Source organism: Leptospiraceae bacterium, from assembly GCA_015075105.1.
Lineage (GTDB): Bacteria > Spirochaetota > Leptospiria > Leptospirales > Leptospiraceae > JABWCC01.
The window spans coordinates 1,663,208-1,679,783 of record JABTUZ010000001.1 but is presented as its reverse complement, the minus strand read 5'-3'; the positions used below and the strand labels follow the sequence as shown (position 1 = coordinate 1,679,783).

Annotated in this window: 16 protein-coding genes; 11 read left to right on the top strand and 5 right to left on the bottom strand. The window is 35.6% G+C overall.

From position 1 onward, the window contains the following. Nucleotides 1-92 precede the first annotated feature (92 nt). The 3 genes from HS129_08255 to HS129_08245 are packed head-to-tail and all read left to right on the top strand — an operon-like array spanning nucleotide 93 to nucleotide 2,045. On the top strand, nucleotides 93-500 hold the full coding sequence (locus HS129_08255) for a transcriptional repressor (GenBank protein ID MBE7412037.1): 408 nt from the start codon (nucleotides 93-95) through the stop codon (nucleotides 498-500). Next, a complete protein-coding gene (locus tag HS129_08250) occupies nucleotides 491-784 on the top strand; it encodes a late competence development ComFB family protein (protein ID MBE7412036.1) in 294 nt (97 codons plus the stop codon). The genes HS129_08255 and HS129_08250 overlap by 10 nt, the downstream gene beginning before the upstream one ends. Further along, nucleotides 768-2,045, top strand: a complete 1,278-nt coding sequence (locus HS129_08245) for a hypothetical protein (GenBank protein ID MBE7412035.1) — start codon at nucleotides 768-770, stop codon at nucleotides 2,043-2,045. The genes HS129_08250 and HS129_08245 overlap by 17 nt, the downstream gene beginning before the upstream one ends. A 19-nt stretch (nucleotides 2,046-2,064) precedes the next feature. Here HS129_08245 and HS129_08240 read toward each other — a convergent pair whose 3' ends face one another. Genes HS129_08240 through HS129_08230 form a run of 3 tightly spaced genes read right to left on the bottom strand, consistent with a single transcriptional unit; the run spans nucleotide 2,065 to nucleotide 5,550 of the window. Then, nucleotides 2,065-3,003 (bottom strand): adenylate/guanylate cyclase domain-containing protein, encoded by a 939-nt coding sequence (locus HS129_08240; protein MBE7412034.1) that lies wholly within the window; start codon nucleotides 3,001-3,003, stop codon nucleotides 2,065-2,067. Between the two features lie 24 nt (nucleotides 3,004-3,027). Continuing rightward, entirely contained in the window at nucleotides 3,028-4,080 is a 1,053-nt protein-coding gene (locus HS129_08235; GenBank protein ID MBE7412033.1) for an alpha/beta hydrolase, read from the bottom strand. A gap of 33 nt (nucleotides 4,081-4,113) precedes the next feature. Then, a complete protein-coding gene (locus tag HS129_08230; GenBank protein ID MBE7412032.1) occupies nucleotides 4,114-5,550 on the bottom strand; it encodes a PAS domain S-box protein in 1,437 nt (478 codons plus the stop codon). Between the two features lie 225 nt (nucleotides 5,551-5,775). Here HS129_08230 and HS129_08225 point away from each other — a divergent pair, with 225 nt between their 5' ends. Genes HS129_08225 through HS129_08190 form a run of 8 tightly spaced genes read left to right on the top strand, consistent with a single transcriptional unit; the run spans nucleotide 5,776 to nucleotide 14,436 of the window. Beyond that, a complete protein-coding gene (locus HS129_08225; protein MBE7412031.1) occupies nucleotides 5,776-6,105 on the top strand; it encodes a hypothetical protein in 330 nt (109 codons plus the stop codon). Between the two features lie 55 nt (nucleotides 6,106-6,160). Next, the gene (locus tag HS129_08220; protein MBE7412030.1) at nucleotides 6,161-7,852 is read left to right on the top strand and encodes a formate hydrogenase; all 1,692 of its coding nucleotides are present in this window, start codon (nucleotides 6,161-6,163) and stop codon (nucleotides 7,850-7,852) included. A gap of 8 nt (nucleotides 7,853-7,860) precedes the next feature. Next, nucleotides 7,861-8,730 (top strand): NADH-quinone oxidoreductase subunit H, encoded by an 870-nt coding sequence (locus HS129_08215; GenBank protein ID MBE7412029.1) that lies wholly within the window; start codon nucleotides 7,861-7,863, stop codon nucleotides 8,728-8,730. A gap of 9 nt (nucleotides 8,731-8,739) precedes the next feature. Further along, nucleotides 8,740-9,354, top strand: coding sequence for a formate hydrogenase (locus HS129_08210; GenBank protein ID MBE7412028.1), 615 nt, complete (start codon nucleotides 8,740-8,742; stop codon nucleotides 9,352-9,354). After that, on the top strand, nucleotides 9,351-10,571 hold the full coding sequence (locus tag HS129_08205) for a formate hydrogenase (GenBank protein ID MBE7412027.1): 1,221 nt from the start codon (nucleotides 9,351-9,353) through the stop codon (nucleotides 10,569-10,571). The genes HS129_08210 and HS129_08205 overlap by 4 nt, the downstream gene beginning before the upstream one ends. Further along, nucleotides 10,564-12,003 carry a metal (Ni/Fe) hydrogenase large subunit gene (locus HS129_08200; GenBank protein MBE7412026.1) on the top strand — a complete coding sequence of 480 codons (1,440 nt, stop codon included), beginning with the start codon at nucleotides 10,564-10,566 and terminating at the stop codon, nucleotides 12,001-12,003. The genes HS129_08205 and HS129_08200 overlap by 8 nt, the downstream gene beginning before the upstream one ends. Continuing rightward, nucleotides 12,000-12,833, top strand: a complete 834-nt coding sequence (locus tag HS129_08195; GenBank protein ID MBE7412025.1) for a 4Fe-4S dicluster domain-containing protein — start codon at nucleotides 12,000-12,002, stop codon at nucleotides 12,831-12,833. Before HS129_08200 ends, HS129_08195 begins: the two co-directional genes overlap by 4 nt. Further along, nucleotides 12,823-14,436, top strand: coding sequence for a SulP family inorganic anion transporter (locus tag HS129_08190; GenBank protein ID MBE7412024.1), 1,614 nt, complete (start codon nucleotides 12,823-12,825; stop codon nucleotides 14,434-14,436). Before HS129_08195 ends, HS129_08190 begins: the two co-directional genes overlap by 11 nt. Before the next feature lie 60 nt (nucleotides 14,437-14,496). Here the strand turns inward: HS129_08190 and HS129_08185 are convergent, their stop codons facing one another. Further along, nucleotides 14,497-14,961, bottom strand: a complete 465-nt coding sequence (locus HS129_08185) for a DUF1564 family protein (protein ID MBE7412023.1) — start codon at nucleotides 14,959-14,961, stop codon at nucleotides 14,497-14,499. A 457-nt stretch (nucleotides 14,962-15,418) separates the two neighbouring features. Next, a complete protein-coding gene (locus HS129_08180; protein ID MBE7412022.1) occupies nucleotides 15,419-16,561 on the bottom strand; it encodes a deoxyguanosinetriphosphate triphosphohydrolase in 1,143 nt (380 codons plus the stop codon). Nucleotides 16,562-16,576: the final 15 nt, after the last annotated feature.

The window sequence follows — 16,576 nt, the reverse complement described above, 5'->3', positions numbered from 1 at the left end:
TTATCAAAAAGGGAACGAAAAATATTTATAGAGTATAAAATAAAATTGGACAAAGGCAAACCCTTTCGTAATTTTGAGTTATTGTGTTTAAGATTCATCCAAAAGATATTTTACAGGAATTGGGTTTAAAGGTTACTCGAAGTCGTGAAGCTGTGATTTCTGTGCTACAAAATTCTTCTAATCCACTCACCCATACCGAGCTTATGGAGAAACTCCCAAAAAACAAATCTTGGGATAGGGTGACAGTGTACAGAATACTTTCAGAGTTAGAAGAAAAAAAAGTTTTGCGATCTGTGTCTTCAAATGAGAGAATTACTTATTTTGAATTGAAGGACTCTGAATCTGATTTGCATGGGCATAGCCATTTAGTTTGTGAAAGTTGTGGAGCGATAAAATGTATAGAGGAAAATATTCCATTGCCGCATGAAAAAAAAATTGAACAATTTCGTATTAGTGCGATCGATATTATATTCAGGGGAATTTGCAAGTTTTGTCAGTAAAAAAAATACCTATTAATATTTCCGGATGGACAAAAAGCATCCGCAACTCAAACGAAAAAAGAGTATTAAAATTTTTAAAAGAAAAAATTCCTTCTTTTAAAACTATTCCTTGGGACGAAGAAATATTTTTAGATTTATATATCTCGATTTTAAACTCTCTTCCTCCACGGTATAGACAGAAAAATTCAATTGTTTTATCAGGGAGACTCGAAGACAAAAAAATTCAAGACTGTATAGATGAAAAAATAGAAGAGCTTTCCCATAAATTTGCAAAAGAAAAATAATAATCTCACTGAAAAGATTCCTCAAGGCTTTTTAGATGACCTGACTTTTATTTCTAAAAAAATAGAGTCTATCGGTCATGAATGTTATGTAGTCGGGGGTGGGGTTCGAGATTTGATTTTAGGTAAGACTCCAAAAGAATTTGATCTCACAACGTCTGCAAGACCCGAAGAAGTAAAATCCCTTTTTTCAAAGGTAATAGAAACCGGGATCAAGCACGGTACGGTTACTGTGCTATTGAAGGGTGGCTCTTACGAGATAACTACTTTCAGAAAAGATATTGACTATGTAGATGGGAGGCGACCCGAAAAAATCGAATTTGGTGTTAGTCTTTCTGAAGACTTGAAAAGAAGAGATTTTACGATGAATGCGATTGCGCTTAACGTACTCTCAAATGAGTTTGTTGATGAGCACGACGGGCTTGCTGATATTTCAAATAGAATTATACGAACAATAGGAGACTCTGTGTCTCGGTTTTCGGAAGATGGACTTAGACCGGTTCGGGCGATTCGATTTGTGTCCACTTTGGCTTTTTCTATTGAAGATGAGACTTACAAAGCGATTCGAGAAACAAGGCATGTCACAAAAAAAGTTTCTGTAGAAAGATTTCACGATGAATTGAATAAAATTCTAACCTCCGATGACCCATTTTCTGGAGTATATGAACTTTTTAAAAACGATATATTTTCCCTTTTTTTAAATCGAGAAGTTGAAATTCCTGAGAATATAGAAAATATAAAAAAAATTAATTTTTTAGATATTGAGCCTTTTTTTTTACGGCTATTCTTTCTGTTTGATTTTTTAAAAACAGAGCCTCTACCTGAATTGGATTTAAAAAAATTAAAATACTCCAATGAGAATACGAAGGGTGCTATTTTTTATTTTTTACTTAGGGAAAATTGCCCCAATCTAAAAAATTATAATGAAATCGAAATAAGAAAATTTTTATCTTTTGTAAGAAAGCACTACCCAAGAGAAAAAATGCAGTTTTTACTGAATGCGTTTTTTTCATTTTTGAAAATTGAATATACAACAGAGGATGTTATAAATTTCAGAGAGTCTATCCAAGGAATTTTAAAAACAAACCCACCTCTCGTCCTATCTGACTTGAAAGTTGACGGAAACTCTATTATAAAAAAATTTCCAGAAATCGAAAAAATTAAAATTGGTGGGATTTTGCAAAACTGTTTAAACCGAGTTTTAGAAGAACCAAATTTAAACACAGTGGAAGGTCTGGAGAAAATTATTTTATTGGAGTTATGAGGGATGAGTATTTTATTTTTTATGAAAATTGTTTGGTTTTTATCCCGACTGCTCCCATAACTACCTTGCCGGTAATTTTTAATAAGGGGCCTGTTCTTCCAGAGTTGGATTTACCGTCAAAGACTCCAAGGATTGCTTTACCGTGTATATCCACGTTAAAATTTTCTGGAACTACGATCCCGACTGCTCCACAATAATTCAATATTTCTATTTCAATGACTGGATGGGTAACTTTTATTTGAGTGAAATCTATGAGTATAGCTCCAAACGCATTTTTTATAAACATGGATTTTTTTACTTCCCAGACTCCATTTCTTTGAAAGCTGCCAAATAAAACTTCAATTTTTTCGTGGTCGGGTCCTTGGGGCTTTTTAGAAAGTGAATGGGTTTCTATATAGGCTGTATCCATTGGGATGGAAGAAGGATGACTTTCTACTTCTCCTTCAATTTGCATTCTGTAAATTACTATGGGGTCAGAAATATTTTTTAGATTCACAGGACCCACTCGGACAATTTTTTCAGAGTAGTGGTTTTGGAGCTGCTCGTAAACTGCTTGAGAAAAGCAAATTCCACCGGGATCAGCCAATGGTTGGAGCCTTGCTGCAATATTTACGCCATTCCCAAATATATCGTTATTTTTATAAACTGTTTCTCCTAGGTGAACTCCGATTCTTACTCTTAGGTATTTTTTTTCTTTTTCATGGTTTGCTTTTATTTCTAAAGCATTTTGAATTTCTATCGCGCTTTGAATTGCAGAAATGCAGGAGTCAAATACAGATAGAATTGCATCTCCTACAGTTTTGATAATTTTTCCAGAGTGGGCTTCTATAATCGGAAACAAAAGCGCATTATGCTCTTCGAGTAACTTTAAAGTCAAGGCTTCATCTTTTTGCATTAGTCTGGAATAGCCTTGTATATCGCTAAACATAATTGCAGACAACTTTCTTGTTTCAGTCATAGAATTTTTCGATCAAAAAGGTTTTTAAAAAGTTTTGATTTTGGTTATTACCTCTGTAAAAAAAGATTCAGATAAAGATGCGTTATTTGGAACTTTAAATGTAAGCATCAGGTGATCAAATCCGGTCTTTGTAGTGATTTGTGAAACAGATACTTTATCTGCCATTTTAGCGCTATTGACTGGAACGATTCCATCTGTTGCAGGGAAGGCTGGACTTCCAGTTTTTAAAACAGAGCAACCTGTTACAAAAATTGCACTGGTTTTTGCTGCATTGCAATCGGAAGATAAATCTCCCACGTAAGGATAAAATCGGGAGTCTCTCGAAGTGTTTGCATTCAAAGAATCCAAGTCTGAATTCACTGCATTGGGTATCGTAGTTTGGCCGTTACCATTGTTCGTATGAGACAACCCTCTACCCCCATCAGTGTTGGTTAGAAAAGAAATAATCTCTGCAAGGGTAGAGCTGGATACTTGGTAAGCACTTGAAGCAAAAGGAGAGCCATAGTGTGGTGTTCCGAGAGTAACTACAAAGTCTATTACATCGCCTGTATTTTTTGGATCGTACATTGCATATCTAGTTACAAGACCTCCCATAGAAGATGCGATGACGATAACCTTATCGTTTTGGGTAAATACTGAGTTTAGTTTTTCTGCTAGCCTTGTGCCATTTTTACTGATAGAGTCTGAAGTACGATAGGTGAATGTGTAAAAATCAAAACTTGTGCGTGAGCCGGAAATATCTCGATTGTAATAATCTAGTGCATTTGACCAAGTGCTAGTGATTTGGGCAATTTTCTTATCGAATGAAGAAGGCAAGTCGCTTGACCTTTCAGTATAGTCCCAGCCATGGATCAAGATTACTTTTGTCTTGGAGGTGCTATTGGAAGTACTTGCAGGAGTAAATTGCCACGTAGAGTTTGTAGTTCTCATCAATGGGTCTTCGTTGTATTTAAATAATTCGTGGTTGAACTGATCTTTTATTAACCAAAGCAATATACTGGATAAATCATTTTTATTTTTAATATCGTGCGTATTGCAAAAACTTAAAAATAGACATAAGAATAGAATTTTTTTCATACATACCTTCCCTTTCAATAAGGGAAGTATTCTTCATTCAAAAATCAAGGATTTTTTTATTTCGTGTTTTTTGTTTTTCAAGACAGGGGCAAATGTAATTATATAACAAGTACCTTTTGAGTTGTCCACGATTACGTCTGCCTTTAGTTGTCTTGTTAGCATTTGAATCATTCTAAGCCCCAAGGTGGAGGCGCTATTCCATTGAATTTCATTTGGAAATCCCTTGCCGTTATCGTATATTCTCATTTTGCATTTTTCATTTTCAAGAATGAAATCAATTCCAATTTCTCCTAATTGATTTTCATGGAACGCATGTTTAAAAGAATTTGTAACAATTTCATTTACAATTAAACCGCAAGGCATGGCTGACTCAATATTCATTTCTATATCTTGGATATTAAGATGAATTTGGATTTTCTCTTGGAGGGTATGAATTTTTTTAATTTGTCGAACAATAGTTTCGATATAGTCGTACATATTGATACGTGAAAAATTTTCAGATGAATAGAGCTTGTTGTGCAATGTACTCATTGCCTGCACTCTCAAAGAAGTATCGTTTAGAAATTTTAAGACTTGCTTGTCAGTGATAACAGAGGTACCCATATTGATTATGGAAGATACGATTTGCAAATTGTTCTTTACCCTGTGGTGAATTTCTGAAAGAAGTATTTCTTTTTCTTGGACAGAAGTTTTTAACAATTCATTTGTAATTTTTCTTTGAGTGATGTCTTCTTTTACTGCAAGAAAGCCGATAATTTCTTGATTGTCGTTTATAATAGGCGAAATAGAGGCAAGCTCCCAAAAAAACTCTCCATTTTTTTTCTTGTTGTGAAATTCCCCGTTCCATTCTTTCCCGGAAAGGATTGTATCCCAAAGAACTTTATAGTCGTCTTGCGACAGTTCTCCCGACTTTAGAAATTTTGGATTTTGACCGATTGTTTCTTCTAATGTGTATCCTGTAGTTTGAAGGAATTTTGGGTTTACGTATTCTATAATTCCATTTGGGTCTGTCATAATAACCGAGGCAGCGCTTTGCTCTACAGCACGAGAAAATTTTTTTAATTTATTTTCTTGTTTTTTTAACTCTGTAATGTCTATTGCGGTGACCACAGTATAGAAATCTTTATAAGGTAGTGGAATTGCGTTAACTCGTACCCATACAAATTCGCCATTTACTTTTTTAAATCCGACTTCTACATTGGAAACTGCTTTTCTTTCTCTGTGGGCAATAAATCTTGGCAACTCGTCTTTTGTAAATATGGAGCCATCGCTTTTATAATAATTTCTTTTCCAGTGGGAACCGTCTAAAATTTCTTCCCAACTTAAATCAAAGGTCTTTACAAACATCGGGTTTGTTTCTACAATATTTTCGTTCTCATCCAGTACGATGATTCCTACCGGCAGGATAGTAAATAGTACGCTTAATTTTTCTCTCGCCTCTTGGTTGAAGTCGCTTTGCTTATTTTTCATGTTTTTCAAGATACGTTAAATCCGTAAATTCTGTAGAGTTTTTTGGGAAAGGATTTTTTCTAAAAAGTAGAATCAATATTTTCTTTAAAAATTCTTTTATCATATCAAAATTTTTTTAATGACTTTCTATACGACGAAAATTTTATTTCTTTTAAAAAAAAATAATATATTGATTTACTTTTTTTGTGAATCAAAAAAAATTGTATATTGAGAGACTAAGAGAAAATGATTTCTATAATTCAAAATATAGATTTTAGAAAATACACGATACTTTTCCTTGTTTTATTTGCTTTTAACTCGCTCTATCGAGGTCTTTTCTCTCTTGAAAATACGACTTCCGATCTCGGTAATTCCATTTTTTACAGCTCAGTGGGCAGCCCGGAAAAGCCTGAACAAACCCCCGAAGAAGACAATATTTGTTTTTCTTTCGATTTACATTTTATTCTAAATACCTATTCACTCATTTTTGAACCTGTCTTTGGAAAAACTCAAGTTTTTGTATTTAATGAGATCTCTTTCAAAGAGCTTAGTATTCCTCCTCCGCAATCTGTTTAATTTACTTTAACAGAAGTATCTTTACATTCAGATAATCTATTTTCGGAGGGTGGCTTTGGCTAATCTACTTCATCTACTTACATTTCTTGTACTTATTGGCTCGATTCCTGTCGGAATTTTCTTGGAAAAAAATTTCTTTGGTGAAGATTTTCCGATTTTTGTCGGGCTTTTACTGCAAGTTTTGATCGGCAATGCAATACTTTTTTATATAAGAGGGTATGAAAAAGATAAAAAGCCTCTCCCTAAAATCTATTTCGGCTACTTTTTATTTTTTCTTGGGCTTAGTGGCTCTTTCCTTGCGGGAAAAACAATCTGGCTTTTAATTTTTTGGGAAACTTCTACTTTTGGTGCAATATTTATTTTTGGAAATCATTTTCTGGGAGATAAAGAGAATGGTAGCTTAATCGCATTATTTGCAGTAAGCGGGATTTCACTTATTTTTCTCGCCATGTGGGTGTTTCTTCCCCATAGTAAAATAGGGATTCAGTTCTTGCTCATTGGACTGCTTGCCAAGGGAGGATTTTCCGGAATGCACCTCTGGCTTCCTGAGGCACATTCAGGACCGCCTGCTCACGGATCAGCGTCTTTTTCCGGTCTAATGGTGAATGTTCCATTACTACTATTTGTGCGTTATGTGACACCCGATTGGAATTTAATTGGCTGGGATATAGCTTTAATTCTTTTTGCTGGGGTTGGAGTTTTTTTTGGTGGAGTGACTGCTTTTTTTAACAACAACGTAAAGAGGTCTTTGGCGTATAGTACGATTGAGATGCTGAACTTTTTATGGCTTTGTATTTTTGTAGTTGGGTATTGGGGAAAAAGTAGCGACGAAACAACGAACTTGATCGGAAAGAGTTTTCTTGTTCTGTTTTATATTACTCTTTTTCACCACAGTATTTCTAAATCTTTTCAATTTTTGTCTTTGGGGTATCTTTGTAAACTGAAAGGGGATACGAATATAGATTCTTGTAAGGGGATCGGCAGAATTTCAGGAATCTCGTCTATTGTGTTAGGGTTTGGAACTTTTAGTTTTGGAGGAATTCCCGGCAGCATTGGTTTTTTATCTGAATCTACTTTTTTATTCTTAGGCTCTGAAATAATAGATCTTCCGTTTGGAAGCAGTGTCTATGTCTTACCCGCAATTCTGTTTATTTTATTTGGAATAGTGCTCGGTGTAGCTACTCATTTTAAATTGTATTTTCCTATTGCACTATCTATTCCTGATGAAAATATCCCTGAAAAAGTTGCACCGGAAAGTATAAAAAATTCACTAAAATTTTTAGGGATTTTGATTTTTTCTACCCCAATCATTTTATATTTAGCGTACCAGTATTACCATGAGCTATTCCAGATTCCCCAAAATCTAAAAATTTGGTTGGATACCCTTTTCTTGGTTTCTATTGCGAGTAGCCTATTTTATTTGAGTCTCGTTCTTTTTCGGTGGTCGCATAAGGTCAAAGAAAGAAAATCTTGGGATTGTGGAAACAAATACGATGGGAGTGAATTGTCTATTCATTCTTCTGTAATTTCTGATCCCTTGCACAATTCCATCGGAAGATACTTCAATAATTTTTCAGGCGAATCAAAGGTTGATGGCAAATTGTTTATGGTAATTCACAAAACTTTGGATCTCGGAAAATTTTGGATTTCCAGAGTGGAGTCGGGAGCTGTGTCAAATTATCTCGCATTTTCTGCGTTGTGCCTTCTCGCATCCATAGCACTTTTATTTACTTTCAAAAATTTTTAGGAGAGGGTATGGCTCACATTTTTATATCAATTATCTCATTTTGTTTATTGCCTGTTTTTCTTGGAGGGATTATTAGAAAAGTTCGTTCACGAGCGCAAGGCAGAAAGGGTCCTCCTGTGTTACAAAATTTTTATGACATACTAAGACCCTTTGGAAAAGAGCCGATAGACGGTTTTAGTTCTGGAATTTTTTCTGAAATTGCACCTGTGACTGCATTTTTTTCTGCTGTAATTTTATGGTCTCTCGTTTGCTTTGAGTGGGGTTCATTTATACTCATCCCTTCTTTCTTGCTATTGCAGAGATTTTGTGTTATGGCTTTTGCAATGGAGACCGGGACTTCTTTTGGAGGGCTTGGAACAAAAAGAGAAATTCTGCTTTCGATCACTACCGAGCCTATTCTTTTTCTGATGATTTTAGTTGCAGAGTCCCACTTGCAAGTTGAGCCTTCTTTTACTATAATTGCTACAGGATTAATATTTCTTGTAGTTTCGGGAATTGCGATTCTTGTGGAGCTTACAAAACCTCCCTTTGACGACCCAAGAACTCACTTAGAATTAACCATGGTACACGAAGCTATGATTTTAGAAGCATCGGGAAAAAGTTTGGCTTACTTTGAAGCTGCGAATCAAGTTAAGATTGCCGCTTTACTTGCCTTTCTTGTGAAACTTGGGATTAAGCATTCAAAGTTTATGATACCTCAAGAAATGATAGAAGGGGTAGAGATGGTTTATGTTTCAGTTGGAACAATTTTTTTTGCAGGAGTTATAGGGTGGTGGGAATCTGTGAGCGTTAGGCGGAAGTGGGTTTGGATTCCTGAAATTATGGGGCTTACTTTTTTGTTTATACTTCTTCTGGGGACTTTGGTGAAACTAAAATGAGGAGAGCGTATGTTTTTTGATTTTATATACTTATTAATTTTATTGTCGGCGGTAGTTATTTTGGTGGAGAACAGGCTATCGAGAATTATTCGACTTCTTGGAATTCAAGGATTTCTTTTGATCTTTCCAGTTTTTCATTTTCATGGGTTGAAGGATATACATGCATGGATACTTGTCGGGCTCATTTTATTTTTTAAAGCATTTTTGACTCCTATGATTTTAAGTTGGACTGCAAGGAAAAGTGGGGCTTTGGAAAATACTCATCCAAGGTTTGGATACATTGCTACGTTGTTTTTTTTACTCGTTGGGCTTATTTTCACGATTCATATTATAAAACTAATAGAAGATTTCCCTATTGATATTCATAAGTTAGCGTTTAGCTATGTGATGTTACTTATCTATACAGGAATCATTGCGTTTATCGTAAGAACTCACTGGATTCCTTTGGTGACAGGATTCGTGGTATTTGAAAACGGAATATTTGCTTTGACTCTGCTCTTGCAAGCAAAATTACCATTGGGAGTAGAGATGGGGGCGTTTGTGGACGCTGTACTCGTAATCGTATCAGCCGCAGCACTTAGGATGAGATCCAATTTACAAGGTATTTCTGAGGTGAAGGTATGATCAACTTACAAGTTTTAACTTATATCTCAATATTGGTTTTTTTGATTATTCTATTGAGTTTTCTTTTTAGCCCGACAAAAAACCAAACAAAAATCCCGCTATGGTCGTTTCTAATGATCGTATTTTTTCTAGTGTTAGCGGTGTCTTGGTTTGTAACAGATTTGGCTTTGCAGTGGGTTCTGATTGAGGCAAGCACACTTTTTGGGGCATTACTCGTTTCAGTGATTCGATCTAAAAAAGCAATCGAAGTAGCGTGGAAATTTTTACTCATTAATTCTTTTGGCCTTGGTATAGCATTTCTTGGGCTTATCATTCTTGCCTTCGGAGTGCAGTCTAATGTATCGTTTGATTCTGAGTTGATTCTTAAAAAAATTTCCGAACACGATACAATTCTTGTGAGGTTTGGTCTTTGGCTTACCATATTCGGGTATTCTGCTAAACTCGGTCTATTTCCAAATCTGTTTTGGGTGAGCGATACTTATGCAGAAAGCCCAAGTCAAGTATCAGGAATTATAGCTTCATACATTCCGGTTAGCGTGTGCATCGCACTTCGTCCTTTGATTAAAATGGATCAAATGCTGTCTTTTCGTATTTTAAGTGTATCTAACGCATTTTTATTCATGGCAATTCTAACCATGCTCTACAGCCTCTGGACACTCTATCAAACAAAAGATATAAGAAGAATCACGGCTCAGGTCGCGTTGTTTCACAGTGGTGCACTCGGAATATTTCTTTGGTACAATCCGACAGATGAGGTATTCTATTATTTATTAATTTCTAATGTTGTAGTGAAGTCACTCTTATTTTTCACTCTAGGAATTTTTAGAATGGACTCAGGGGCAAGATTTTTAGAAAAAATTCTTTTGCAGAAAAAAATCAATAGGATGAGTGTAGTTCTCTTTCTGACTTCATTTTCAATAGCTTTTGCCTTGCCCATATCTTCTGTATTTGTCTCGGATCTGATTATAATAAAAATGTCTTTAGTTTCAGGATATTACTGGGGGATTTTGGTTCCATTTTGTAGTCTTATCTTTTTTGCTATCGGATTATTTCGATTTCTGCCTGTGTTGAATGTTCCGGCAAGGGAATTTTTAGAAGCAGATTCCACTCGGCTGAAAATCAGGGTAAGTTTCTCAATCGTACTTTTTCTAATCACTGTTGGTTTTGGAATTTTTGGAATTTATATTTTTTTGAACGGGGGATTTGGAAATGCCTGATAAAACAAATTACAACTGTATCACCGGATTTTTTCAAAATGCAAGGGATAAAAAAAATTACATTTTTCATCAAAACGAAAAAACTATTTTTTTAGAAAAATCAGAAGAAACCACATTATCAAATATTTTGAATAACATAAAATTTCCGATTTGGTTGATTCGACATAGCATCGGAATACCCGGCAAGGAAGAAATCCTTACAGGGAGCTTGCACGGAAAAACTCAAAAGAGTGAAAGAGAAGAAGAGTTAGAGAATTGCATTTTGCCGAGTGGACAAATTCGTGATTTAGTGTATAGGGGAATAAAAGTTCCGGTTAGCGATAGGGGGTATTCACACGCTGTAGGTCCTATTCATGCAGGAGTTATAGAGCCGGGACATTTTCGTTTTTCTGTTGAGGGCAGTGTTGTACATTCTCTTAACATTCGACTCGGCTTTCAAAAAAGGAACATCCCGGAGCTTATAAAAGGGAAAGAACCGATTGAAGTCATGCCATTTAGTGAAGCAATTTCCGGAGATTCGACAATTGCTTACTCCACTGCATTTTGTGAAATTTATGAAAATGCGTTAGGTATTGAGGTTGCGGATAATGTAAAACTAATTCGTTCTATTCTTTTAGAAATTGAGAGAGTTGCCATGCACATTGGTGATATTGGTGCGATGGCCGGAGACATAGGGTATTATCCACTTCTCGGAGTTTGTTCTACAGATAGAGGAGTCCCGCTTGGAGTTATGGAAAGACTCACCGGATCCAGATTTGGCAGAGGAGTGTTGTATCCGGGAGAAGTTCGGTTGGCAAGAAATTTAACAAAAGATGCGTTAGGCGATCTTGTGAAAAGACTGCAAGAAGTATTCATTCGGGTAGAAAAGCATTTTCTTCGAGCGACTCGTTCCTCTACTATTCGCGAAAGGTTGCAAGGTTGTGGAGTTGTTTCAAAAATCCAAGTACATAGAAATTCCTTTGTTGGAATGACTGCAAGGTGTACAGGAGCTAATCAGGACATGAGATTTTCAAACCCGATCTACGGAATGTTTTCTAAACCAATTGCTATAGAAATAGAAGATAAAAATTTAAGAGGAGATGCTTGGTCAAGGTTTTACCTCAGGTATATCGAATTAAAAAATAGCGTAGAATGGTTGAGAAACTCTATCCCGCAAATTCAGTTGAGCGATAGAACATCAGGAGAATTTAGCGTTCAAAAATACAAGCAGGCAAAACCAGACGTATATTTTTCTTCGGTAGAAGGTTGGCGAGGACCTGTGCTTGTGGCGTTGGATATTGACTCCCATGGGAAAATACTTTCGAGTTATATCCGCGATCCATCAGTTCTAAATTGGCGAGCTTTGGAGCTTGCAATCCAAGGAGAATTGGTTATGGATTTTCCTTTAAATAACAAATCGTTTAATTTAAGTTATGTAGGTGTTGATCTATGATATTCTTTTATGAATTATTCAATCTTTTATGCAAATATAAAACTTTAAACTACAGAAAAATTTCAGACACAAATCCAAGTTCTAAAGGAATTCCTGCCCCAATTGGTCTTGGAAATAGTGAAGATTGTTTTGCTTGTAAATCTTGTGAAAGGTATTGCCCGACTAAGGCAATTCAGATCGTGTCTGAAACAGAAATTCAATTCGATTACGGAGCTTGTACTCAATGCGGTCTATGTGTAGAGATTTGCGAAAAAGAGAAATTGGAGAATTCAGGCTTTGTGAATGTGTTTGCATTGAACAGAGAAGAATTTGTTATCCGATATAAAAATGGAAATTTTACACCCAAAGAATATCCTATTTCGCCTAACGTAGAAAATTTCAGAAAACTCACAAAAAGAAAAGGATTTAATTTTCGAGAAATTGCAGCAGGTGGAAACAACTGTGGAGAATGTGAGATAGGTGCTAGTTTTAATAATGTATTTGATAGTGAGAGTGAAGGAGTAAAAAATGTAGCTTCTCCTAAACACGCGGATGCGATTGTATATACCGGACCTATTAGTGAAAATATGAAAGAACCTCTCTCTATAGCATGGAATGTTATGCCAAAACCAAAGGCGTTAATTGCTTGTGGGACAGAAGCAATCAGTGGAGGAGTTTTTACGTTAGGCGAAAGACCTTGTGAGCCGGATTTGTTCATCGCCGGCGATCCTCCAAGACCGGATGTGTCTGTTAGTGCTTATAGGTTACTGATGGGAAGAATCAAATTTTCATTTCAAATAAAATTTTATAAAAGATTTCAAGAATTAAAGGAGAGAAAACATGAAAGATAAGGCAATTCAATCGCCTTTAGACGGCATAAAAGGTTTAAAAGAAAATTGGAAGACAGACATTGTTTCCGGGTTTATAATATTTTTAATTGCACTGCCACTATGTATTGGGATTGCAGTTGCATCCGGAGCTCCTCCTGTTTCTGGAATATTCGCAGGAATTGTAGGCGGAATTTTTGTGTCTCTGTTTAGTGGATCTTACGTAACTATAAATGGTCCCGCTGCCGGGCTGATTGTTATTGTACTTCATGCTATTGATAATCTTGGAATGGGAGACCCGTCCATTGGGTTTAAATATACATTGGCTGCAATTGTATGCGCTGGAATCTTACAAGTGATCATGGGAATTTTTCGATCAGGCTCAATCGTTGCACTTTTTCCCGCATCTGTAATTCATGGAATGCTTGCATCAATTGGAATTATTATTTTTTCTAAACAATTTCATACTGCATTGGGTGTAAAACCTGAATCTAAAGAAGTCTTTGATTTGATTTTAGAAATTCCGAGAAGCATATCGCATCTGAATCCAGAGTTGGCTTTAATTGGATGCGTTAGTCTCTGTATATTGATAGTTTTACCGATGATAAAAAATGACTGGATAAAACGAATTCCTGCACCACTACTCGTAGTTATTGTTGCTGTTATACTAAGTAATTTATTTGATATAAGCCATGAACATTCTGTAACACTTTTTAATCATTCTTATTCAATTGGACCTAAAGATTTAGTAGCTCTTCCTAATGTACTTTTGAATGGGATGGTATTTCCGGATTTCTCTATAATTTTTTCTATAAAATCTATCTCAACAATTATTGCAATTGCTCTTGTGGCAAGTCTTGAATCTTTGCTAACTGCATCGGCAGTTGATAAGTTGGACCCTTTTAAAAGAAGGTCGAATATGAATCAAGAGCTTATCGCTAAAGGAATCGGAAACACTTTTCTAGGTTTTATTGGAGGTATTCCTATCATCGCAGAGGTAGTAAGAAGCTCTGCAAATATTACCAATGGTGCAAGGACAAGATGGTCCAATTTTTTTCATGGACTATTCTTACTTCTCTTTATATTATTGGTGCCGGGGTTAATACAAAAAATTCCTTTAGCATCTCTTGCCGCAATTTTAATGATTGTGGGTTATAGACTTTCTTCTCCCGGACAATTTAAAGAAATTTATAAAGTTGGAAATGAGCAATTGGTGATTTTTCTGTCCACCATATTTTTTACACTATGGGTGGACTTGCTTGTTGGCATAGGGATGGGGATTCTTACAAAAATATTAGTTCAGTTTATTCAAGGAGTCTCACCTTCTGAAATGTTTGTATTAAAGCACGACAAAAAAGTTGAAAAGAATGGAACGAATGTAATTTCCATTACAGGCGCTGCAACTTTTTCTAATTACATACTTTTGAGGAGGGCTATTGCCAATATCCCACAAGACAAAAATATTATTTTGGATTTTTCTAATTCAAAATTTATCGATCATACTGTAATGGAAAATCTAATCGAACTTGGAATACAAAAAGAGAATGAAGCTAATCGAATTATTATTAAAAATGTCAAAGGGCAAAAAAGATTGTCAGAAGAAATTGGTACTGCTAAAGTTCACTAAATAGTTTATGCACAGCACGGATCGCTTTTTTTTGTCTGTTCTTTTGGTGTTTTGACTCGTTTATTTTTTCAGTTTATGTCGTATCAGTCTGTTGTATCGGGTTGTTTTTCTCTTGGAGAGGTAAGATCCCCCCGCAATCGTGGTCACCGGGGTGGGAACTCCATTCTCGAAGAATCGACTGGGGAGAATTATGTCCCATTCGGCAAGGTCAAGCACTAACAAAAGAGTAAAAAGAGCTGTCTTTGTGGTGCCAAGCCAGTCTGCAAGAATGCCAAGCTCAATCCAGTCCTCGTTATTTGGGGTAAAATTCTTCTTCTGCAAATTTTGCCCGACTTCTTGATACGCTTTCTTTACCCTCTCCATCTTCTCAAAAGTCCCCCAAAGAATCACATTTCTGTATCTGTTCAGCAATGCGTGCAAATATTTTCGTCTCGAAAAACCCGTCGTTCTTCTATTGAACTCGTCCATATATTTTGCTGGAACAAGCAAGCTCGATTGGGTTTCTGTAAATTTTTGTGGGTTCATAAATTTCTCCTTAAAGTAAAATTTTCTGCTCTCCTTTATAAGGTAAAAAAAGTTTGCTTTAGAAAAAAAATTTTTGCATTTTTTAGAAAATTTTTTTAGCTTTTACATAAAAAGTCCTAAATTTGCACTAAAGGTGTAATTTTTTTTAATCCCCCCAAAAAGTGGAGTTCCCATATTTTTGCATAAAAGGTTCACAATTGGTATAAAACATGCACTTTACTGAAAAGAGTGGAGATCCCACATTTTCGCACGAAAAGTGTAAAATCTGCACTAAAAGCGTAAGCTCAAAACCTCATCCTAAAAGATAAACCTATATGCAAAGATTCTACCTCCACTATTTCCGACCTCAGACCTCAGTCTATTTGTCCTCCGAATTGGAGATCCCACATTTTAACACGAAAAGTGCAAAAACTACACTAAATGCGAAAGGCAAGTGATAGGGATTTTTGAATGGATATTATAAGTTATCAAAAACAGATTCCGCATAACGGTCTGTCATACCGGCGATATAGTCCGAGACAATTCTATGAGTTCCTTCTTCTGAAATTTTATCGAGGTAGGATTTTGGCATTTTTTCAGGGAATTTAGAATAATAGAAAAAAAGTTTTTCAATGATATTTTGCCCCTTTCTTGTCATTTTGAGAACTTCAGCATGTTTATATAGGTTTTCGAGTAGAAACTTTTTTAATGCAATTACATCCGATTGCATATTTTTGGAATAGGAAACAATTTTTTCTTTTGCTTTCCAAGATCTCGTTAAATCTGCCGTAGAAAAAATTTTATATTTTTGAATCCTTTTTTCTGTTTCCAATAATAAGTCTGTAGTCATTTCATTTAAGATTTGCCTGATGCATCCTCTTACGATTAGAATCTCATCTTTTGATTTGGATGAGCTTTGTGCTGTGGAGAAATTTCTTTTCCATATATCCAAAGAGTTTAGACTTGAGAGAGAAATAAGATTTTTTTCGATACCGTCTTCTATGTCGTGAGAATTGTAAGCAATTTCATCAGCGTAGTCAGTCACCAAAGATTCAAGACTTGGACCTTCTTCATTGCGATCTAAGTTGACATCGGAGAGTTCATAGTCCCCGCCGTGTTTCATAATTCCTTGGAGGGTTTTTATTGTAAGATTCAGTCCCGGAAAGTTTGGGTATCGGTTTTCTAATTTCTGAACAATTCTTAGAGATTGTTTATTGTGTTCAAATCCACCATAAGGTTTCATCAATTCAGATAAAATATCTTGACCTGCATGGCCAAATGGAGTGTGCCCTAAGTCGTGAGCCAAGGCAATGCACTCGCTGAGGTGTATATTCAGTCCGAGAGACGTTGCTATAGTCCCTGAAATTCCTGCAACTTCTAATGTATGAGTGAGTCTTGTTCTGTAGTTGTCTCCTTCCGAATTAATAAAAACTTGGGTTTTGTATTCAAGTCTTTTGAATGCTCTGGAGTGAACGATTCTATCTTTGTCTCTTTGAAATGGGAGTCTGTATATATGCTCTTTCTCTGGGTAAATTCTTCCACCTGAATATGAGCTTTTCACTCCATAAGGAGCGATTGTCAGATCTTCATCTCGAATTAAGTCACTTGCTTCTTTTAGCATAGATAGAAAATTTTG